The organism is Stieleria maiorica (genome assembly GCF_008035925.1).
Classification (GTDB): domain Bacteria; phylum Planctomycetota; class Planctomycetia; order Pirellulales; family Pirellulaceae; genus Stieleria; species Stieleria maiorica.
Map to the genome: position 1 here is coordinate 9,144,138 of NZ_CP036264.1, position 21,065 is coordinate 9,165,202.

At 52.4% G+C, this 21,065-nt stretch carries 18 protein-coding genes; 7 read left to right on the forward strand and 11 right to left on the reverse strand.

The window, feature by feature from the left end:
• Nucleotides 1–104 precede the first annotated feature (104 nt).
• The 5 genes from Mal15_RS31295 (at nt 105) to Mal15_RS31315 (ending at nt 5,089) form a co-directional block, all read left to right on the forward strand.
• A complete protein-coding gene (locus Mal15_RS31295; RefSeq protein ID WP_147871327.1) occupies nt 105–1,748 on the forward strand; it encodes a TROVE domain-containing protein in 1,644 nt (547 codons plus the stop codon).
• Between the two features lie 243 nt (nt 1,749–1,991).
• Nucleotides 1,992–2,546, forward strand: coding sequence for an RNA 2'-phosphotransferase (locus tag Mal15_RS31300; RefSeq protein ID WP_147872739.1), 555 nt, complete (start codon nt 1,992–1,994; stop codon nt 2,544–2,546).
• A gap of 7 nt (nt 2,547–2,553) precedes the next feature.
• Complete coding sequence (locus Mal15_RS31305; RefSeq protein ID WP_147871328.1) at nt 2,554–3,078, forward strand: hypothetical protein; 525 nt, start codon at nt 2,554–2,556, stop codon at nt 3,076–3,078.
• 68 nt (nt 3,079–3,146) lie between these two features.
• Nucleotides 3,147–4,199 (forward strand): ADP-ribosylglycohydrolase family protein, encoded by a 1,053-nt coding sequence (locus tag Mal15_RS31310; protein WP_147871329.1) that lies wholly within the window; start codon nt 3,147–3,149, stop codon nt 4,197–4,199.
• Nucleotides 4,199–5,089 (forward strand): M28 family peptidase, encoded by an 891-nt coding sequence (locus Mal15_RS31315; RefSeq protein ID WP_147871330.1) that lies wholly within the window; start codon nt 4,199–4,201, stop codon nt 5,087–5,089. The genes Mal15_RS31310 and Mal15_RS31315 overlap by 1 nt, the downstream gene beginning before the upstream one ends.
• Here Mal15_RS31315 and Mal15_RS31320 read toward each other — a convergent pair.
• The 3 genes from Mal15_RS31320 to Mal15_RS31330 are packed head-to-tail and all read right to left on the reverse strand — an operon-like array spanning nt 5,086 to nt 7,843.
• Nucleotides 5,086–5,745: a metallophosphoesterase gene (locus Mal15_RS31320; protein ID WP_147871331.1), complete on the reverse strand. Its 660-nt coding sequence runs from the start codon at nt 5,743–5,745 to the stop codon at nt 5,086–5,088. The genes Mal15_RS31315 and Mal15_RS31320 overlap by 4 nt on opposite strands.
• On the reverse strand, nt 5,742–6,377 hold the full coding sequence (locus Mal15_RS31325; RefSeq protein WP_147871332.1) for a hypothetical protein: 636 nt from the start codon (nt 6,375–6,377) through the stop codon (nt 5,742–5,744). Before Mal15_RS31325 ends, Mal15_RS31320 begins: the two co-directional genes overlap by 4 nt.
• A 2-nt stretch (nt 6,378–6,379) precedes the next feature.
• Nucleotides 6,380–7,843, reverse strand: a complete 1,464-nt coding sequence (locus Mal15_RS31330) for a DNA phosphorothioation-associated putative methyltransferase (RefSeq protein WP_147871333.1) — start codon at nt 7,841–7,843, stop codon at nt 6,380–6,382.
• A 56-nt stretch (nt 7,844–7,899) separates the two neighbouring features.
• Here Mal15_RS31330 and Mal15_RS31335 point away from each other — a divergent pair, with 56 nt between their 5' ends.
• Nucleotides 7,900–9,084: a cysteine desulfurase family protein gene (locus Mal15_RS31335; protein WP_147871334.1), complete on the forward strand. Its 1,185-nt coding sequence runs from the start codon at nt 7,900–7,902 to the stop codon at nt 9,082–9,084.
• Nucleotides 9,085–9,095: 11 nt separating this feature from the next.
• On the opposite strand, the gene Mal15_RS31340 is transcribed toward Mal15_RS31335, so the two are convergent.
• Nucleotides 9,096–9,659: an HNH endonuclease gene (locus tag Mal15_RS31340; RefSeq protein WP_167547166.1), complete on the reverse strand. Its 564-nt coding sequence runs from the start codon at nt 9,657–9,659 to the stop codon at nt 9,096–9,098.
• A gap of 101 nt (nt 9,660–9,760) precedes the next feature.
• On the opposite strand from Mal15_RS31340, the gene Mal15_RS31345 reads away from it, so the two are divergent.
• A complete protein-coding gene (locus Mal15_RS31345; RefSeq protein ID WP_233903594.1) occupies nt 9,761–11,044 on the forward strand; it encodes an IS256 family transposase in 1,284 nt (427 codons plus the stop codon).
• Here the strand turns inward: Mal15_RS31345 and Mal15_RS35215 are convergent.
• From Mal15_RS35215 to Mal15_RS31380, 7 genes are read right to left on the reverse strand one after another with little or no spacing between them, the layout of a single operon-like run.
• On the reverse strand, nt 10,984–11,247 hold the full coding sequence (locus tag Mal15_RS35215; protein ID WP_147871335.1) for an HTH domain-containing protein: 264 nt from the start codon (nt 11,245–11,247) through the stop codon (nt 10,984–10,986). The genes Mal15_RS31345 and Mal15_RS35215 overlap by 61 nt on opposite strands.
• A 5-nt stretch (nt 11,248–11,252) precedes the next feature.
• A complete protein-coding gene (locus tag Mal15_RS31355; protein WP_147871336.1) occupies nt 11,253–12,065 on the reverse strand; it encodes a phosphoadenosine phosphosulfate reductase family protein in 813 nt (270 codons plus the stop codon).
• Between the two features lie 4 nt (nt 12,066–12,069).
• Nucleotides 12,070–12,990: a hypothetical protein gene (locus Mal15_RS31360; RefSeq protein WP_147871337.1), complete on the reverse strand. Its 921-nt coding sequence runs from the start codon at nt 12,988–12,990 to the stop codon at nt 12,070–12,072.
• Complete coding sequence (locus tag Mal15_RS31365; protein WP_147871338.1) at nt 12,983–14,077, reverse strand: hypothetical protein; 1,095 nt, start codon at nt 14,075–14,077, stop codon at nt 12,983–12,985. Before Mal15_RS31365 ends, Mal15_RS31360 begins: the two co-directional genes overlap by 8 nt.
• Nucleotides 14,074–16,470: an ATP-binding protein gene (locus Mal15_RS31370; protein ID WP_147871339.1), complete on the reverse strand. Its 2,397-nt coding sequence runs from the start codon at nt 16,468–16,470 to the stop codon at nt 14,074–14,076. The genes Mal15_RS31365 and Mal15_RS31370 overlap by 4 nt, the downstream gene beginning before the upstream one ends.
• A gap of 6 nt (nt 16,471–16,476) precedes the next feature.
• A complete protein-coding gene (locus Mal15_RS31375; protein ID WP_233903134.1) occupies nt 16,477–19,941 on the reverse strand; it encodes a hypothetical protein in 3,465 nt (1,154 codons plus the stop codon).
• Nucleotides 19,916–20,851 carry a DUF4007 family protein gene (locus Mal15_RS31380; RefSeq protein WP_167547167.1) on the reverse strand — a complete coding sequence of 312 codons (936 nt, stop codon included), beginning with the start codon at nt 20,849–20,851 and terminating at the stop codon, nt 19,916–19,918. The genes Mal15_RS31375 and Mal15_RS31380 overlap by 26 nt, the downstream gene beginning before the upstream one ends.
• Nucleotides 20,852–21,065: the final 214 nt, after the last annotated feature.

The following is a 21,065-nucleotide window of genomic DNA, read 5'->3' on the forward strand; positions in this document are numbered from 1 at the left end:
CAAGTCGGATGCTCATCTCACACAAGTTTCTTCGCCGTGGATCTTGTTAAAGATCCCCGGCTGCCCGGATGTTGAACAACATCCATCACATGTAGGAGGTCAAGATGGCCAACAAGAGTCTGTTTTCGAGCATCACGAGCGTTCTACCACGGGCGACGACTGTCAACGAAGCCGGCGGTCCGGCGTACAAGTTCCCGGCAAAGCATGCGCTCGCGCAGCTGGCGGCTACCGGTACGTTCGGAAACGTGTTCTACGCGACGGCCTCGGATCAGCTTGACCAACTGCGAAAGCTGATCGACGACGTCGGCGACAACGAGTTCCTGGCAAAGCTGGCTGTCTACTCACGTGAGCGTGCTTACATGAAGGACATGCCGGCGGCGCTGCTCGTCACGCTGTCGACTCGCGACACGGCTCTGATGCACAAGGTCTTTGACCGAGTTGCTGACAACGGCCGCGTTCTGCGCACGGTGTTCCAGATGGTTCGTTCAGGACAGTTCGGTCGCAAGGGTCTGTCGTCTTCGCTTCAGCGTGCGTTCCAGCGTTGGCTGAACGAGGCTTCGACGGGTAAGTTGCTGTCAAGCTCGATCGGTAACGATCCGAGCCTGCGCGACGTCCTGCGAATGGCACGTCCGACGCCGAAGGATGACGCTCGTCGAGCGTTGTTTGGTTGGCTGACCGATAAGGAAGTCGACAAGTGGGCTCCGGCAACGGAAGCTGACTTGCCGGCCGAGGTTCAGTCACTGAAGGCGTTCCGTGCTGTGGAGACCGAAGAGGCTCAGGCGTTGATCGCGGGCGACCTGCAAGTTCGATGGGACTTGCTGGCTGATTCAGCCAAGGGTCCGATTGTCTGGAAGGCAATTGCCCGACAGATGGGACCGCAGGCTCTGCGCATGAACCTGAACACGCTGTTGCGTCACGACGTTTTCAAGAACGGTAACAAGCCTGACGATGCAATGATCGATTACGTTGCCGGCCGCATCGCGGATCCGGAGGCGATTCGACGTTCACGTCAGTTCCCATACCAGTTCTTGGCGGCGTACCTGAACGCTGCGGACGAGGTTCCACACAAGATCAAGTCAGCGTTGCATGACGCGGCGGAGATTGCATGTGGCAACATCCCGCAGTTGCCGGCGCCGGTCATCATCGGTCTGGACACGTCTGGATCGATGGGATGCTCGGTGACGGGTTGGCAAGGTCGAGGCCGCACGTCGAAGATGCGTTGCGTTGACGTCGCCGCGTTGTTCGCCGCAGCGATCCTGCGTCGTAACCCGGACAGCGTCGTCATTCCGTTCGACACGCAAGCCTACACGGCAAAGATCGATCCAAGTGATTCGATCCTGAGCCTGTCGGCACGGCTGTCAAAGTACGGAGGCGGCGGAACGGATGTGTCATTGCCGTTGGTCGAGGCCAACAAGCGATACGCAAAGCGTACGTTTGCTGGAATCGTCCTGGTCAGCGACAACGAAAGCTGGATCAACTCGGGACGTGTCAACGAATACGGCCGAGGCGGTTCGACTGGCGTCATGACCGAGTGGCAGAAGTTCGTCACGAACGCTCGCCGCCACGGCACCACCGATCCGAAGTTGGTCTGCATCGACATCGCCCCATACGGCAACACGCAAGCACCCGATCGCCAGGACATCCTGAACATCGGAGGCTTCAGCGACGCAGTGTTCAACGTCGTTAGTAACTTCCTAGAGTCCGACACCAACCGTTTCGTCCGCGAGGTCGAAGCCGTTGAACTGTAGGACGATAGGCTAAATAGCAAAACGCCCGTGACGGAGATCTCTGTCGCGGGCGTTTTCTCGTAGTGGACGAGGCGACGAGTTCCTTCGATCCGTGAAAGTTACATCACCCGCCCGCTTGCGGGAGGGTCGGACGCGGTAGCGGCCGGGGAGGGCACCCTCTCCTCGCTTAGGCTCGACTCTCCCTCGAGGGAGAGTGAAATTGTGTGCGGTTCGTTATCGCTTGCTCACGGTACAATCTCAGTCATGAAATCTAAAGATAAACTCGTCTCCACCAGCAAATTCCTCAGCTTGGTCCTGCGGCATCGGCCCGAAGTGATTGGTGCAAAGCTAGACCCTGAAGGTTGGCTCGCGATCGACGAATTGATTGCCCAAGCAAACTCCCATGGAAAGGCATTAACGCTGGAACTGCTTCACGAAGTGGTTGCGACGAACGACAAGAAGCGTTTCGCCTTGAGCGACGATGGATTGCGCATCCGCGCCAGCCAGGGTCACTCGGTCTCCGGTGTCGAACTCAACCTCGAACAGCAGACGCCTCCCGAGGTTCTCTACCACGGAACTGTCGCGGCATTTCTCGACAGCATTCGAGCGACCGGTCTGCAAAAGCGATCACGTCACCACGTCCATCTTTCGCCCGATGAAGAAACCGCGACCAAAGTTGGATCGCGGCGAGGCAAGCCCATCATCTTGAGAGTCGCAGCCGAAACCATGCATCGTGACGGCCACCAATTCTATCTCTCCGCCAACGGAGTCTGGCTCGTCGACGCCGTCCCACCGATCTACCTGACTTTTACAGAATGATTGGCTGATGGATACTCCTGATCTCTCTCAATTTAATTTCACAATCACAGTCGACGATGTCGCCACCGCGATCAAAAAGGTGAATGCGTATTCGACCGAACAAAGAATCAGTCGTTTTGATGATGTTGCGGCCAAGCAAGGCAATGTGATGGGCGCTGCCGTCCAGCTTGGCTCGCTGAAAGTGCCAATGGAATTGGTCGAGGAGAGTCTCTACGTATTACTGGTTCTCTTTGAACTATTTGAAGCTGTTGCCCCAGCCATGCCAACGGTAAGCCAAAAGACGGTGCAGGATTCATTTGAAAAATATGCTGCGATGATTCGATTCTACGACGAAGAGTCTCCCCGCGAGATCCAGCGATTGTCGCAGGCTCAGTGGAAGAAATTCCAGGAGCATGCAGTCCTCGCCTTTGTCGTTAACCACTTGAAGGAAAAACTCATCGGCATCAATCACGAAACCGAGTTGGTTCGTCAGTGCTGCATGGTTATGACGCAGTCATTCGTTTCAACTTACGTTGAATCGCGAGGGAATTAGAAACTTCAGTACGGTTGAATGCATAGTAATTCGTTTTTTTGAAGATGACTGTAGGTGGGGGCCAATGAATGAAGCGAGATGCGATCGGTGGATGCATTCTGGGGACTGCGGTCGGGGATGCGCTAGGTCTACCCTATGAAGGCGTATCGCCAAAGCGAGCTGCTAGGCTGCTTGGTCCACCCGATCGGTACCGATTCTTCTTTCGTCGCGGAATGATCTCCGACGACACCGAACACACCTGCATGGTCGCTCAATCGTTGATTGACGCGGGTGGCGAAGTTCCAAAATTCACGCGTACTTTTGCAAGACGGTTGCGGTGGTGGATTCTGGCATTGCCGGCCGGGGTTGGCAAAGCGACGGCGCGGTCGGGGATCAAGTTGTGGCTCCGGGCAAGTCCCGAGAGGTCAGGTGTATTCTCAGCCGGGAATGGTCCTGCCATGCGTGCAGCGATCTTCGGAGCTGCCTTGAACGACGTTCCGTCGATCCTGGAATTCGTTCGGGCCTCCTCGCGGTTAACTCACAGTGACCCGAAAGCAGAGTACGGTGCGATCGCCGTGGCATTGGCAGCCAAACACTCACGCGACAATACAACCGTCGATGCGAACCTTTGGCTCGACGAAGTTGTCGATGCGGTGGGAGAAGGCGGAGCGGAATTGATTGATTTGCTCCGCCAAGCCATTCAAAGCGTTGCTGCCGGCGAAACAACCCAGACGTTCGCAGGTTCGCTTGGGCTTGATCGAGGCGTGACCGGATACACCTACCACACCGTTCCGGTTGCTATCCACGCATGGCTGTCCAACCCGAAAGACTTTCGCAAGGCGGTGACAAGCATCATCGAGTGCGGTGGCGACGCGGACACGACCGCCGCGATCGTCGGTAGCATCGTGGGCGCTGGTGTCGGGCGAGCAGGCATCCCAGGCGAATGGCTCGACGGCATTTGGGATTGGCCACGCAGTGTTTCTTGGATGCGGCGACTCGGTGACGCTCTGGCTAACTCGCTCGCTGGTGACCATTTGGTGAATTCGCCCACCGTCAATCCAGTCGTAGTGCCTTTCCGCAATCTGCTGTTCCTATTCGTCGTTCTCTTTCACGGCTTCCGCCGACTTGCTCCACCTTACTGATGTCTATCGACCGCGACACGATCGAGAAGAATCTGCGACTGCATGTCGATCGGCTTGCGGGATTGATCGGTCCGCGCACCTTAAGCAAGCCGAAAACGATTCAGGCCACGATCGGGTACGTCGAAAGTCAGTGGTCCGGGATGGGATACAGTCATTCGCGGGAATGCTACGACGCCATGGGCGATGAGGCGACTAACTTGATCGTCGAGCGTCCTGGTACCAAACGAGCCGATGAGATCGTTTTGCTCGGCGCCCACTACGACACTGTCTTCAGCACACCTGGTGCCGATGACAATGCCTCCGCCGTCGCGGTATTGATCGAAGTCAGCCGATTACTGCGCGAGCACAGTGGAAAGCGGACCGTCCGATTCGTCGCGTTCGCTTGCGAGGAGCCGCCCTATTTCAACATGGATTCCATGGGCAGCCAGCACCACGCCCGCCTCTCACGCGAGCGCGGCGACAACATCATTGGAATGCTGTGCCTGGAGATGGTCGGTTACTACAGTCTGACGAGAGGCTCGCAGACGGTTCCGCCGGGAATTCCCAAATGGATGCACCGATTCTTTCCACAACGTGGCAACTTTCTGGCAGCCGTCGGCAACATGCCATCCTGGAAGTTGTGCTGGAGATTCCGGCGAGGATTCAAACGCGGCACGCGCCGCATGCCGCTGTTCTCGATCTGCTTACCCGAAAAGATCCACGAGATCCGTCTCAGCGACAACAGCTCATTCTGGGACCAAGGCTATCCCGCCCTGATGCTCACCGACACCAGCTTCTTGCGCAATCCAAACTATCACCAAGCCACCGACACACCAGACACGCTCGACTATCCCAGGATGACCGAAGTCACCCTCGGCGTCGCATCTGCGATGCGCAAACTGCTCGGCTAAACCTCAACGACAATACCGTTGTTCTTGAGTTTGCCTGCGAGATCACAACATGTGCAGTTGATGAACTGGGTCGCACCGCGGGTGAACATTCCGTAGTTGCTAATTCCCTTCTCGTCATGCAGATGCCCGAAGGCGTGAATACGTGGTTGGATTCGTTCGTCGACATGCCGGCGAAGGGCGGCACAGCCGACTTGAACAATTGCGTGTGACTCGATGTCGTGCGTCAGATCGAGGACACCCTTGGGCGGCCCATGCGTAATGAGAATGGCGATGTCGTCGGGAATTGACTGCCGAACAAGATCCAGCTTGCCACGTTTCTTCATGTAAGCCCAATCATGAAACCGTGGCGTGCAAGGCGATCCGAAGATCTTCAATCCATGACACGCCATCTGATCATGGATCAGGAAGTGAACTGCCGGGTAGTCTTCCGCTCGGATCAAACCTTGTTCGACCGCCGTTGAATGGTTGCCTGGAACGAACACCTTGGTTGCGATTTCCAACGTGGAATACCAATCGAAGAACCGCCTTGCTTCGGGTTCATTCATCCAAGCATTACCATGAGTCGCTTCGTCTCCGCAATGAATGACCAGGTCGACATCGGGTACTTGCAGGCCAAGATGTTCGTTGTGGGTGTCTGAAATAAACCAAATCTTCATTTGGAGGCATTCTCGTCATCGATGCGATAGAGGAACGCGTTGCCGACTTTTTTGAAGGGAATGTTCCCTGCGTCTCGTTGATGAGCAAGCTCGCAAGTCGTCCATCCAAAACGTTTCCGGACCTCCTCACTGCGAAGCCAGCTTTCTGTGGTTATTTGATTGAGTCGTGGGACCACTTCTCTGTTCCAATAGCTTGCTCGGCCGATCAGTGATCTGTCCACGTCAGGCAAAGCCATCCATTCGGACGATCGCGTCTTGCTCTCTTCGACGTCGAATCCTTGATATGCATCGTCAACGAAGAGCCACTTGTGGTGATAGATGTACGGATCTAAAGGCGGCTTTCGCATGCTGATTGATCCGTCCTCCCGGACTAGTAGCTGTTTTCCAACAATCGGCTCATGAACAGTGTCGAAGTCAGGCGACTGTGTAAACGTGATTGCGTGCGTATTCAAGTTTAGCTTCACGACTGTGTAGCCAAAGTCCGTTGGCAAGCTTCGCTTGGCACTCTCAAGTTCGTTACCTATCACCGACTCAAAATCTCGATGGAGATATACGTTGCCACCGATCTCTTTTCCCACGCCAAACTTAATTGACCGCCTTGGCAGCTTCACTTTTGATTCCGCTGGTGACATAACTATGACCTTTTTCGGATCAGCCGGTGACCACGGTGAGTGAAGCCAAGAAAACTAAGTGTTGACTGCCATTGAAGTCTTGATTGAAGGTCGTTGTGACCTTCCAGCACTCCGTGCTTCAGTTCTTGCTTGGAAAGGCGCTCAAACTTCGCCCGGAACGGGTAGTCAGCTGGCACCATGCAATCCTTCAGATCGAGTAGTAGCGGATCTTTAGCAGCAGCGTACTCAAAATAGTCAAGCCGCAGTGTCCGCAAAGCTACTTTGACGGTTGCCGTCAGAGGAGGATGGGCTTCGTAATCAAATGAGCCACATGACAAGTAAGAGATTTTTCCGGAAAAGCGATGCAACTTCACTATATTCATGTCGTCCAAGGAACCCACATAAGCCCGTGCACAACCTTCGTAGATACGGAGAATCGGAGAAAGGGACGGAACAGCATTGCGATGAACCCACAGAGCATTTGACGTCAGTCTACCGACAGCGGAATTGACGCAAGCCGCATCGATGGCGGTTGCATCACCCGTTTCGAAGAGAATCGCATCCGCGCTGTCACAGGCGTTCTTGTATGAACCGAAGAATGCCTTGATGTCCCTTTGTGTCCGCTTTGGCAGCCGCGAAAACGGTGGTCGGTTCGCAAATTTTGCCAAAGCAATGTACACAGTCAAATCTTCGACACGAGCGACGTGGATCGATTCCCAGTCTTCCTCGCCAGTAACTTTCTTAATGAGGGCGAACGCTCGCTTCAACGAGCCAAAGGCATCAACAATCTCAGAGGTCAACTCGAATTCATCCTCCGCTGGCAATCGCCCGAGCGACAAGACACACTCAACAAGCGGTTCAAGAATTGCTTTGTGCTCTTCGAAACGAACCTCTGCGATTCGTTTACGCGGTGCTGTAATCGACCGGCGAACTCTATCGGACAGGAACTGGGTCTTAAGCTCTTCGTCCCGAAAAACGTAGAAGACCCCTGGTGCAGCCGGATATGCTTCCGAGCCGAGTGACTCTTCTATGTACTCTCGGAGTTCCGCTTGCGTGAAGTACTTCTGAAAGGTCCCAATTGACGTGACGAGCCCGTCACCAAATTCGACTTCTCGACCGCTGGACTCCCCCATCACGACTCGGGCAGCGACACAGAGGACGCGATCCGCGATAGCCCATGCTTTCTGGAGCGTCAACCTTCGTTCCTCAACGTCTTCGATCACGTTGATCACGTAACCGATATTCACTATATCTGACGGTTGAGGATCTACGTTAGGGCGGAATTTTGGATCGAAACCGTCGCATGCCACTCCATCTTCGCGAAGAGCTGCGAGATCATCACCGTGTCCGCAGCCGTAGTCGAAGAAACTACGCTCTGGCGTGATCATGCGGTCTCGCCAAAGGCACTTGAGCGGACGAGAATAGTCCGACCGTTTGATAGCGGCTTTGTGACGCTTGATACGCGGGGTTGTGGGTGGAGATCGCATAAACCGCTAGGATACAGGACTCCGCAAGCCAGGAAAGCCGAACAGTACCGCTTCTCATGAACGATTCAGCCAAACTCCCAAACCGATCATCGCAACTAATCTACCTCGATCACTGTTCAACAACACCACTCGATCCAAATGTACTGGATGCGATGCTTCCATTCCTGCGAGAGTCATTCGGGAATCCGGGAACTCCCCACCCATCAGTAGGCGGTGTTGTGCAGCGTGCAGTTCGGGAAGCACGCGAGGAAACTGCTCAGCTCGTCAATTGCAGACCAAACGAGTTGATATGGACCAGCGGCGCGACCGAGGCCAACAATCTCGCCATTCTCGGGCTCGCAGAGCAGACGCCTGAAGGACGGCGACACATCGTTACTCAAGTGACAGAGCATTCGGCAGTATTGGAACCATGCCGTCACTTGGAGTCTAAAGGCTGGGAAGTAACTTATTTGTCTGTGGATGAATTGGGGTTGATCGATCTTCAGCAACTCGAAAACGCGATCACCGATGCCACATCATTGGTGTCGATCATGTGGGGCAACAACGAAATTGGCACGATTCAACCCGTGGCCGATATCGCGAGACTTTGCGCTGCTCGCGGCATTCTGTTTCATTGCGACGCAGCACAGGCAGTTGGAAAGATTGTGGTCGACCTAGAAGCAGTCGCGATTTCGATGCTCACGTTTTCGGCTCATAAGCTTTACGGACCGAAAGGCGTAGGTGTCCTCTTTGTACGCGACCTGAACAAGCAACAGATGATTTCACCACGCCAGTTCGGTGGCGGCCAGGAGAAATCACTTCGTGCTGGAACACTAAATGTGCCGTGCATTGTTGGATTGGGGGCAGCTTGCAAACTTGCCGCTGCACATCAACAGCGTTGGCACGACAAAGTTGTAGCGCTCCGAAATCGATTTGAGTCGATACTTCTCGATCGTCTCCAACATATCTCGATCAATGGTGACAGAGATAATCGATTGCCGCATATCAGTAACATTGCGTTCTACGAAACGGATGACGAAGGGTTACTGACAATGCTGCCGGAAATTGTTGCCAGTACTGGCTCTGCTTGCCACGTATCCGATTTCGCACCGAGCCATGTCCTAGATGCGTTGCCGGTAGATCCCAAGCCGACTGAGTGTTCCCTGCGATTCGGTTTCGGAAAAGGGAACACTGAGCAAGAAACTCGCTCGGCGGCAGATGCAATCTGCCGTGCTGTCGAGCATTTCCGAGCAAGCTTATAAGAATCCACGTATTAGGTGAGCAGGAACTCCCGATGCATCTGCAAATATCGTTCGGTCTCCAACGTCGGCTTAGTTAGCAAACGCATGTCAGTGGCGATCCCGAGGGCCGTCTGCTCGTGTTCGGGCAAACTATTGCTAAGCATGATTTCGCCGTTAGTGTTGAACGAAATAAGGTGTGAATCGAAAAGTGCATCAAGCGTCGCAACAAGTGGCAGTCCATTATTTGGGTCGAGACGCTCGGCGTCACTGCAATCTCGCCATGGTTTAATATGTGACGCCCTAACAGCGAATCTCGTCCCGGTCACTGCACACCGGTTGCTCCATAGTAACAGAACACCACTTCGAAATTGCCCCTGTCCCACGCGAGCGAGCACCAGCTGCTCTTTCTCGGTTGGCGTTTGCTCGCCGCCAAGTATTTCGGATACATCGTCGTCCAATTCTGAAGAACGGTCAGAATTACCCTTTAGTTCGTTGCCCGTTTCCAGCCATTCAATGAGTCCATACGTTGCTGGCGACGCTCTATAGAATCGCTTGTCAGGACTTGAATGTCCAATATCGACATGAGGTATTGTCAAAAGTCGTGTTCTTGAGCGAATGAAAAAGGTGGCGCATCCTGTTGGAACTTCAACCCTCCAACGGCCCGAAGTGGGCAAAGGAATACGCCATGAACAAGACTATGACAGACAGGCTCGACGTGCCAGTAGACGAATCGAACGTCGTTTCTTTTCCATCGCAGGTGGACCAGAAAAGCCCGCTAGACGAACTCGTCCGAGAGGGGGCCAGACGGATGCTGCAGTCCGCGATTGACGCCGAGGTCGAAGCATTCATCGACCAACATGATGATCGACGTGACGAGCAGGGAAGACGCCTGGTTGTCAAGAATGGAAGCCTTCCAGAGCGAGAGATCCTGACCGGCGCTGGAGCCATTCCGGTGAAGCAGGGACGCGTTCGGGACAACACGAAAGACCCTGATAGGCGAGTCGTCTTCTCCCCCAGCGTGCTGCCAGCCTATCTTCGCAAGACTGAGGCAATCGAAGAACTGATTCCTTGGCTTTACCTCAAAGGAATCTCCACGGGTGACTTCGCCGAAGCTTTGCAGTCGCTTGTCGGCGAAGGGGCTCGTGGGCTCAGCGCGAACGTTGTTGTTCGACTCAAAGATCAGTGGTGCGATGAGTACGACCAATGGAGCAAGCGGGATCTGTCCGGCAAGCACTACGTCTACATCTGGGCCGACGGCATTTACGCGAAGGTCCGGCTTGAGGATGACGCCAACAAAAAGCAGTGTTTATTGGTGATAATGGGTGCAACGGCCGACGGGAAGAAAGAGCTAATCGCTGTGCTCGACGGTTACCGCGAAAGCGAACAAAGCTGGAGTGAACTGCTCTTGGACTTGAAACAACGCGGTTTGACAAAAGCGCCCAAGCTGGCGATCGGCGACGGTGCACTTGGATTCTGGAAGGCGCTTCGGAAGGTCTTTCCGCAGACCCGTGAGCAACGTTGTTGGGTCCACAAGACAGCAAACGTTTTGAACAAGATGCCCAAGAGCGTTCAGCCAAAGGCCAAGCAATCGCTCCATGAAATCTGGCAAGCAGAGACAAGATCTGATGCGGAGAAAGCGTTCGATGAATTCCTTGAAAAGTTCGAGGCCAAGTACTCGCCGGCGTGTGAGTGCTTAAAGAAAGATCGTGACGTCCTTCTGACGTTCTACGACTTTCCGGCCGAGCACTGGAGTCACCTTCGCACAACGAACCCGATCGAGTCCACCTTCGCCACGATCCGCCTGCGTCACCGGAGGACGAAGGGCAACGGAACTCGACGTGCGAGTCTGGCAATGATGTTCAAACTCGCGCAGTCCGCGTCCAAGAAATGGAGACGACTCAACAGCCACGACAAGATCATTTACGTCATCGAAGGACGGCCCTTCAAAGACGGAATCATGCAGGAGCAAGTCGCCGCCTGATCATTTTTCAAAACACAACAATTGACAATTGCTCTATCGACATTGCTGGATCTGCGACTGAGTTGGATTGCAAGGGCGTTTTCAGGTTCTTGGGCCCCGAATTTGTAATACCCCTTGTCTACAATGTGGCGACACAAGGATGACACATGCGTCGGAACGCCCTTCTCGCGTAGAGCTTTTTCAGCAGCTTCATGAATAAACATGCGTCTTACAATTGACAGATTAAACAGCCGTCCTCGCGACCGGGATCGTCTTCAAATTCGACGTCCGTGAGAATCTGAACGAGTTTGGGAGATTTTCGCTTCTTGGCCTTCTTCTCTTCCCATTGTCGCTCAATTTCAGCCATTCGTTCCGGCTGCTCCAGTTCTTCAAGTGTCTCGTCACCGCACCAGTAAAATGCGTTGCCATCCTTGTTGTACTTCAGCTGGTCGAACTCGTAAGCCTTGGCTTGCTCGAACAAGTCTGGATAAGTCTGCTTCAAACGAACCCATTCAATTTTCTGCTGATAGAAACAGAAGAAGCAGCCAGAACGGGTTCGTCCCCAGTCGGTGTACTTCGGCAATCCCAAGCCTGATTCTTCTAAGATGCGAATCACATCCTCGTAGACAAGGCCGTCTTCGCGGAAAGGGTACACAGTCGTGATGTTTGGCTTTGCGCTGATGTACCCTGAGCGACTTTCGTCTGCACGTAACCCGATGTAGTTCACAACCGGGTCATCACCAATCCACTTTTCAAACGGCTTCAGCTTCAGGTTCTTGGTACACCATCGCCGCATATTCGACGGGATCATCCCGCGATATACCTTCAACCAGTGATCAAAACCACGATCTGGATTGCTTTTGAGAATTGGCTTTCCAAGGATCGCTTCTAGACGGTCAAGATACTCATACGTTTCGTCCAATTCCTTGAACGTATCGTGGAAGATGTACTCCATCTCCGGCACGCGATCACGCATGTAGATCGCGAGAGCCGCGCTGTCCTTGCCACCCGACAAGCTAAGAATGTGTCGTGTTTCTTTCATCAGGCTACTCTTCGTTGATTGCTAGCACAACGGAAAATTTTTTATTTAATTTGTCCCGAGAAATTGGCTCGCCATGTGATATGCCAAAATGAGAAATTGCGTTCGACGAATTCCCTACCAAAATCTTCAGCGCAGTTACATTTGTCTTTACTGATTCAGTGACAACTACCTTCTCGGGGATAACGATTGGTGATTTGTGGAGCTGAAAAAAGCAAGATTGTAATTCGCTCATTGCAGCTGCAACTGAAGTCATTACTGCAACCGCATCACGCAAGTGCGATAATGCATCATACTTGAGGACCACGACGCGGTTCTGCCGTGAATGAAATGCAATCGCTCCAATATTGTATTCAGTCCCGAATTCGGCTAAGGCACCGCCCACATTCGCGAAGAGCCTAATCCTGACGTCGCGATGCAGCGGTGGCTGCACTTCCAAACCGACGCGACTGTGATGCGAGAAACATGCCTGCTGCAATTCGAGTGCTCGTGACATTTGCAAACGACAGTCATGTCGATAGCCACGTTCCTGAAAAACATTTCGTATCGCGCCATGAGGTACGGAAATCAATTGCTGCGGAAACCAATCAATTGCCAACCATTCTGCGTCGATTTGGATCAATCCAGTTGTGAGCTTGCTAGATGGTTGATGAGTCGCGATGCGAAACGCTCCGGGTACCAGCAAAATTGAATCGAGCCGATCACGTATCCGTGCATCTCTTGGTTTTACGTTACGTGCTCGCCAAATATGATTTGGAACATACTGCAAGTCACATGACGCATTCACAACCGCAAATAGAAGGCATTCTCTGCTATGAAAAAAAACGTCCCCCAATTGCACGAACGGTAAGTTTTCTTCCGCGTCATCGACCATCCCCAGCGTTTGAAGGACGTTCTTATAACCATCTTCGGCCGGGACGTCACTCATCACTCCCCCCGTCAGTGCTCTCGTTTTCCCAAGGATGTTCGCCCCAAGGATTTGTGATGGGTTCCACTAGCGACGCCGCATATAACTCCTTCAATGAATCTGAAGGATCAGAGGCTACCGGTAGAAACTCTGTGAATCGCAATTGGTCGAGCTTTCTAAGGCTTCCGGCAACATCCTGAGTGGCAAATACCTGATGAACTAGATGAGATCCAAAGAGCCTTCGTATGTAGTCGCCAAGTGGGTGGCCTTCGTCAGACAATGTGAGTTCACAAAGTATGGCATAATCTTGTAGTGGGAGCGTCCGCAGTACATTCATGAATCGACGTATCGCCTGGCCAACTACAGGATTATCTGGTAGCTCGTCGCGTTCCAACTCTTCGATGTTGCCGCCAAGTGTTGCCTCCAATGCGTCTATAAGGTCGTGAATAGTGTGACAAACTTCGGAATTCTCGGGAACAAAAAGTAGCGTCCGATAGACGGTCTCCGAATTAACCAGTTCGCGCTTGGGGAGATATCGAAAGAATCCTCGCAGGAGTCTAGTCTCCCGGCGAAAGTTCTCTTCGTCCTGCTCAGCGTCTGGTTTGTCAGACATAAGAACGATGAAAGCACGATGGGCCTTATAGATGTCTCTGGCAACAGCCTTGGACTCGTTCTTTCCATCTTTGAGATTGTAGTCTAGGAAGACGACACTTAGCTCATTCACCCCTTCTAGTTCCTTCTTCGAAGCAAACCTTTCTACGCTGACTCCAGGGAACTTTTTAATTCCTTCCACAATCGCATCGAGGTCCGCACGTCGACGTTTGAAGTCGGCAAATAAGCTCTCCAACTCGACCTGGATTTCCTTAAACTGATTCTGCGATTCAAACAAGGCAGCGACCTGACTGTCAGTGATGGCGGACGGGTCGTGCGCAGCAATACCAGTTGTGTCGAGCAGTCGCCCGCTCAACTCATCATGTTCGCCCGCTGCCTCACAAAAAATCTCTAGATCAGAAAGCTCAACAGAATCACGATCTGGTGCAGCGAACGCGTCATCAACGACTCCGATACGCAAACCCGGTTTGCCATTAGCCGATTCTAAATCACTCACGCTTTCATTCCCGAAAAGTCAACAAGAAAAGTGGTCAATCGTCCATTCTCATTTACGTTCTCTTCAGACAGCGTGATTGTGCCCCCGTACAGCTCCAAGAGTTCCCGAGCGATGAACAGCCCAAGACCTTTGCCTTCGCCACTTTTTTTTAGCGTATAGAACTCCCTAAAGACACGTTCTCGATTTTCTGGTGCGATGCCTGGCCCATTGTCGAAAAACTTGAACGTTCCATCTTGAGCGTTTACGATAATCTCGATTTTTCGCCGTTCATCGACAATATCGTGCTTGCGCCGTTTTGCCGTGAGCCAATAAAACGAATTGTCCAGTAAGTTATGGAGGACCTGAATAACACACGCCTTGACGGTCTTCAAATTAATCGGACGATTGGGATGAAACTGTACAGACAATTCTACTCCGTGTCGCTTAGCCTTGCCTTCATATGCGCCGACGGCAAGTCGTATGCAATCTCTTAAGTCGAACTCTTCTTTGCGATTGCGCTTGGGGCCAAGTTGAGGGTCGAGATTCTGTAATCGTTTTTGCAATGACACGAGTTGAATTTCAGCAGCCTCTCGAAGCGAATCGGCGTCCTTGCCCTTCTGAATTCCGTGCAATGCTTCTAACGCATGACGTGTCGTTCGGTTTAGCTCATGTGCCAGTTTTTCAACAGAAAGCCCAAGTGCTGCCAAGTGCAGCAACTTCGATTTTTCGTCTTCAGTTGCTTCAACGGTAGATTGCATTTCTTCAACAACATCAACGACGGTGTCGTATGCTGATCGGAGACGTTTTTCGACCGTAGCAAGCCCCAGTTCCGGCTTTTGGTCGTGCTTATTCAACAATGCGTCGAGTGACTGATTGATTTTCTCTTCAACTTCCGACAGCTGATCAGAAAGTTCGCCGAAATCGACCTTCTGTTTTCCTTTTGCCCGAAGTTCTTCATCTACTTCGATTAGATAACCACGGAATTCATTTTCTAGTGCAAGCTTGCATAGATTGATCAGCGCACGTTTTTCGGGGCAATCCCGAAGCCCCTCACGGTTCGTCTGATCTTCCAACTTAGGATTAGCGGCCGCCGAAATATCTACTTTGCCAATTAGTTGAGCCCGATTTACCTTGTAGCCCTGAGACGCGAGCGCACGCCTATCAAGATCCAGCCAATCATCTTCTTCACTGCCATAAGGTGGTACACGAAATCCGTCACGGTAGAGAGCAAGCCCGCCTGACCACTGTCTAATTAGCGACTTGAGGTCCAGCACTTCTTCATTCACCGTGATCTTCTTTATCAAGCGGCGATTGAACCAGTAGCATTTGAGTGTAAATGGACCCAGCGAGTAAAGCGTATCCAAATCGATGTCGAAGTCGCTCGACTTTTGGTCGTTGAACAGGCCACAAAGGTCGTCATAATTGTGCACGAAGCTTGTCCTCCGACCTTCTAGCTTCTCGCCAGTTGCACTCGAAACCAGATATTCAATATCTCCGCTAAATCGAACGTCCTTGCCGCCATTCCTGGTTTTTGCAAGCTCAAATCGGGATTCAAGGATCCCGTGTGCTCGTTCGGTCAGAATTTCGCTCATTCGCGGCACGGGAACTCGTTGACCGTTATACTTCAACGTAACAGCAATCCGTCGGCTGCTTGCGAAGGGGTCAAGAAGTCTCGCGATGTCATCGTTGGCAATCTCCGCCAACTTCGAGCGGGACCAATTCTCGTTGAGACGTGAAATCCACACGGTGGTTCCGCGTTTCTCCTCCGTTTCGATCATGTCCCCTTTCACGGGACTGACATCGACATCTTCGATTAGTTTGCCGATCTCGTCGCCAAAATCGCCCCAGTCAATTTCAAGAATATTCCAGTGAGTATCTTCCGCGGTAGCTGTTTGAACCCAAAGGTGCTTTCCGAGCCGCATCGTCGAAAGCCGTCCGATCCCTTTTTCACCTAAAATTGTCTTTGTTGAGTTTAGGCGTTCGAGTTTTCTGTGTGGTGTCCCGACTGTCAAATAATTGGCATCCAGCTCCGCCAGCGACATGCCATGGCCGAAATCCGTGAAGCTAATCGTATTTGCATCAAGCAACAGAGACGCGAGTTCGTCCAGTTTCGCTGCAGCATCTACTTCTCTTAGCCAATCGACGATCCCTCTTGCATTCGACTCCGCGTGGTAATGAATCTTTTCCTTCACCGCTTTCAGTAATCTATCTTGTTTGGTTTCCCCAACGCTCGAAATGTCTTCAAGTAGAGACTCGACAATCTCGATCGGCAGCCGGTTGGCGACGTCAACGATCACTCGTTTCGATCCCGCATCGAACGCATTCTTGATCAATTCGTAGAATGCGACCCCGTCGGAGCTAATTAACTCCCCACCAAGCTGAAGAATTGTTCGTGCTGTAACTTTGAATGGCATAAAACTCTAATCCTTAGAGTTCTCAGGGAGGTGCATCAGCATTACTTGCGATGCAACTGCGATTGCCAAGCTTGGGTTTTCGTCAAACAATCGTTCCATCTTTCGCTTCAATGAAGCAGCCTTCTTGTTGTCTGGAACCTGTACGACGCAGCTGTTTTCCTCGCCGTTTGCCTTCAAAATGCCGATACGCAATGACTGTTGATTGGTGGCTTTTCCTTGTGTGAAAGCCAAGCTAGCTGTCTTGGTAAAGCGAACGACGAGGTCTTGCAGTGCTTCCTCAAACCTTCGCACATCGGAGTCGTGCCAGCGACGGGGCGGTTTCGCGAGGACGAGACTGCCGACGGATTCCAACCATGCATCTCTCCCTAGGTTTAAATCGGCCAATCGAAGGCAAAACGCCTTCAACGTCGGCTCGGTCACATACACTCCCAGGGCGTGCGAGCTTTTCTCAAGTTGCTTTCTCAACTTGTCATGCTCAGCCACGACTTCAAAGGCTGATGCAACAGCCTTCTCGATTCGACTAAGCAGCGATGGGTAAACGCTGCGAAGTTCGCCAAGACTCTTCTTAAGGTCCCTTACATACTTCTTGGTGTCAGTCGCTGCTGATTTCTTTCGCACAGGGATCCGCGATAATCCGCAAGCGACAGGAAGCTGCTCAAAGATCAGTGTTGATGGTTCTCGTGCGTCAAATAACGCTTCGCGAACTGCTAGGGTCTTCGCGCTGAGTGATGTCGTATTGCGAGAGTACTCTGGGAGACTGGCTGCGAACTCACATAACGGACGAACTACGTCGATCAGGTCGGGGGCGCGGGAGTCATCGATTTCGGTGCCGACAACATTCAGGAGTTGGTTGAACACCTCCGATCGAACGCCACTGAGCTTGCAGTACTGCATTTCGAAAGATTCAGGTACTTTTGAAAGCCGATGAAACTCAGCACCTCCGATCTCGTAAAGAAAGACGTTGTCTTCGTATAGTGCGACGTGCTGTGATTCAGCAACACAAAACACGGCTAGCATCAAAGGCAGCAAGCCGTCTCTCGCCCCTATTGGAGCCTTCCTTAGTTCTGCAAACAGGTCAGAAACACGGATGCGGCTGCCTTCCTTCTCTGTTAGAACCGACCGTAAGCGATTAAAAAGGGGGAGCAGATTGCAGGTGTCGTCGCCTGCGTTTGGGATTGCAATCGTTGACCCTTGCCGATTCGTCGTATGTAGATTGGTCTGCTTGAGTGCGGACAAGTACATCGACATTTCTGGAGGCTTCCTGGTTGGATCCATTCCCAACAAGTCTTCGGTTGCGTTGTCTAGCACGCGTTCGATCAGTCGCATCCGCGCCGCAGCAGCAGCCGAGCTGAGGCGTCTTCGATTCAACAATTCGTTTCTTAAGACAGGCGACTCGGGGAACACTCGGTCGCAAATAGTGGAAACGAATCCAAACAGTTCACGGGAGTTTGCAAGCTCGATCACTTTGCCTTTGTGAAACCAGGTCATTCCTTGGCCACGTCGAAACGAGCGTACGTCAAGAACTTGATTGATTCGATCAAGCAAGACTGCCTTGGCGGCAGCGATTTGACGGGACACTTCTTCTCGGCCGTGTTTATCTCCGGCAAGTTCCTCCGTGTTCTTTGAGACGTATTCCCATCTTCGCACCTCAGCCACAAGCCCTGAGAATCCGCTCAAAGGCTGTGGCAGCGCAATTAGTATCTCATCTCGCTTGCGTAGCCCCAGTTTGGAAACTGATTCTTCTACCTGCGCCCGCTCTGCATTCGTCTGGCAAAGGGGTACAAAGACGGCACCGTCAGCGTCGTTTGGCTCCCATTGACTGATCACATTGCCCAGTTCACTTGCTCTGACGTAGACAAGATCGAAATGCCGTAGGTTGCCGGTCTTGACGTAGTGACGACGCGCGACGATTGGACGTTCAGCAAGATTCTCTGCTACAGCGTCAACGACATTCGCTTCCTTGCGGATAATTCTTTCAGCTTCGGCATACTTCAACTCCAAGTTGACGCTTGTGTATGGCCAAAGACAGTAGCCTCCAGCAGCTCCTCGGTAGTACAGCACCTGTTTCTTACGACGAAGAGTTTTTAACGTCGCGTCAAAATTCATTCGTCCAGGCAGGCAAGACCGGTCCAATGCCGCTTCAAGAGCCGCTTCACTCGCGATCAATCTCTGGTCGTCAAGCATGTTCAAAACGCCCACCGACTTCAGCATGGCAACCTCGTGCGGAGAGCTGCAAAGCGAAGCGTCGATTACGGATTCGATTTGGCTCCATCGACTCGACAAGGCACGGGTGTGCAACCGATAGCCAATGGACTGTCGCACGAAATCGTAAAGTTGATGGATTCCAAAGAACCCTTCACCGACATTGTGCTGTTCGGCAAATGATCGCAACGCACCCGCATCTGCCGAATACAGAAAACTAAATAGAGATCGTTCGTTTTGCCCAAAGCGGCTGAAGAATCGAACGAGGACTGGCAAAAGCATCGGCTGGAGCGGGTAAATCAACGGCGCCTGATCCATTAGCGCCTGTTTGTTGCTTACCGCGCCGAACCAGCCCAGGTCGATTGCGTGGGCCATATTCTCCCGGGCGGCGCGCTTGACCGCTGGCGGCAACCGGTCCACTTTCACGCCCAATGCGCTCGATACGAGCGAAACAAGTTGCTCTAGCGGTTGATCGAATAAAAGTTCTTCAAATCGTCCGCCAATCTTGTCCCATTCTCGCTGGTCGTTGGCTTCCATTCGGTCTGCGTAGGCGGAAAAGCCCTGGTGCAGGATACCCAGAACGACCAATGGCGTTTCGTTGCTGCGTGACGCTGATTCGGCTAGAACTTGCAAGAACGTTATGTCCTGCTGTTCGGGATGCTGCGTCGCAAATTCGAGTGACTTGCCCAACTCATCAAGAATTAGCAAGACGCCGTTGCATTGACGCGATTCATTAACAAACCGCGTTGTGGCTTCAAGCAATTCAATCGCATACCGATCTCGGTCGGTTGGACTAGCGTCACGCAATATTTGCTTGGCCTTACGTAATTCCGGTGGTCGCCTCTTTGTCCTTAATCGGCCCAAGGTTGTTTCAATACCACGAATAATCGCGGTGGAGATCGGCTCGCGAGTGCCAGTGACCAAAACAGGCAATGCCTGCGCGCTGGAAAGCGATTTCTTCAATTTGCCCAAATGCGAATAAGTACCCTTGGACTTAGGGTCACATATCCTGGCCAGGGCGAGTGCAAGACAGGATTTGCCGGTTCCGTAGTCGCCAGTGATTCGCCATGCTCGTTCAGTTGAGCCTTCGGCAAACGCCGAAGCAAACCTCCGGCTCAGTTGTTCAATCCGATCGGTGACAACGTATTGATCCAAGGCGGTTGAATCAAGAAAGTCACGCTCCAAATGCACTGATCGTGAGAATCGCTGTTTCGGTTGAAGTACCGTTTGGATTTTGGCGGCACTAGACATTGGCGAAATCTCCTTCATAGGCATATTCGATTAGCTCCTCCGTCGTGTATGCGTTTCTAACTCGCACTAGTTGCTCGAACATCGCCGACTCACGATACTCATAGTCTTCTCCCCAGCTGCCCATCGTGGATAGCCGATGCCTGATGTCGTCTTCAGGAAGCTTGAAGACTTGGCCAGGGCTGCCAATCCCAGTAGTCAGCTCGCTAAGCGAAAGCGATTGCTCATCCGACTTGCAGCGTTTCCAAAAATCATCGATCGCAAAAGCAAATACGCCCATCGTCAAATCGGGTTTCGGCTCTCGATTGAATCCGTAGACCGGCTCCTTCACGCTCTTCTTGTTAAACTTTTCACCGGTTCGCTCGATCAAGCCAAGCTCGACCAAAGGACAATCGAGGTTATCTTCGATAATTTCATTCTTTTTGCCGCGTGTAGGCATGTAGGTATGCATGAACACGTCAAAATGCTGAGCTAAAGTCGCTTTTGCGAGTGGACGGGCTAACTGCCTTGATTCTGTGTCGATGGCTTCGAGCACTTCCGAGCGAACTATCTCAGGTTCGTTGTATCGGTTGAATAGGAAGTGCCAGGCAAAGAGAGGGTTGTCGTGATGAGAGCAAAGTTGCCAGTGAAGAAGCCAGAGGGTACTTGAATCTTCCATGAACGGATCAAGTCCGTCGCGCCCGAAAATACTCTTTCCGAACCCTGTAAGCCGCAGGTGATTTCCGTCACCTGGCTCGGCAACTCGCATTGCCTGAACCCAAAACCGAAGTGACTGAACCATGTTCTTTCCCAGTCCTAGCTGAACCATCGCCTCGTCGATTTCGCTGAACAATGACGGGTTGCTGGACAAGGCTTCAACCGCCTTTGGAAGCCACGCATACCGGCAGGTGAAGGATTCGTGGCCGCTAAATCGGTAGTTGGGTTCGCTCACGTCGAGTCCTTTCGGCTGTGTAGTTGAGATTTGGGAGAAAGTTGGAGATGATGATAGCAAAATGACCCGGCTTTGTGTTGCGTATTGCGGCCTTAGCCAAGGGTTTTCACGTCGCTGCGCTTCAAAGGGTTCGGATTGCGCACGGCCCAAATTATCGGAGGCTCGGGCAATGGCAAGCAAGGGACCACAGTGGATTCGATTTCTGCGGCACTAC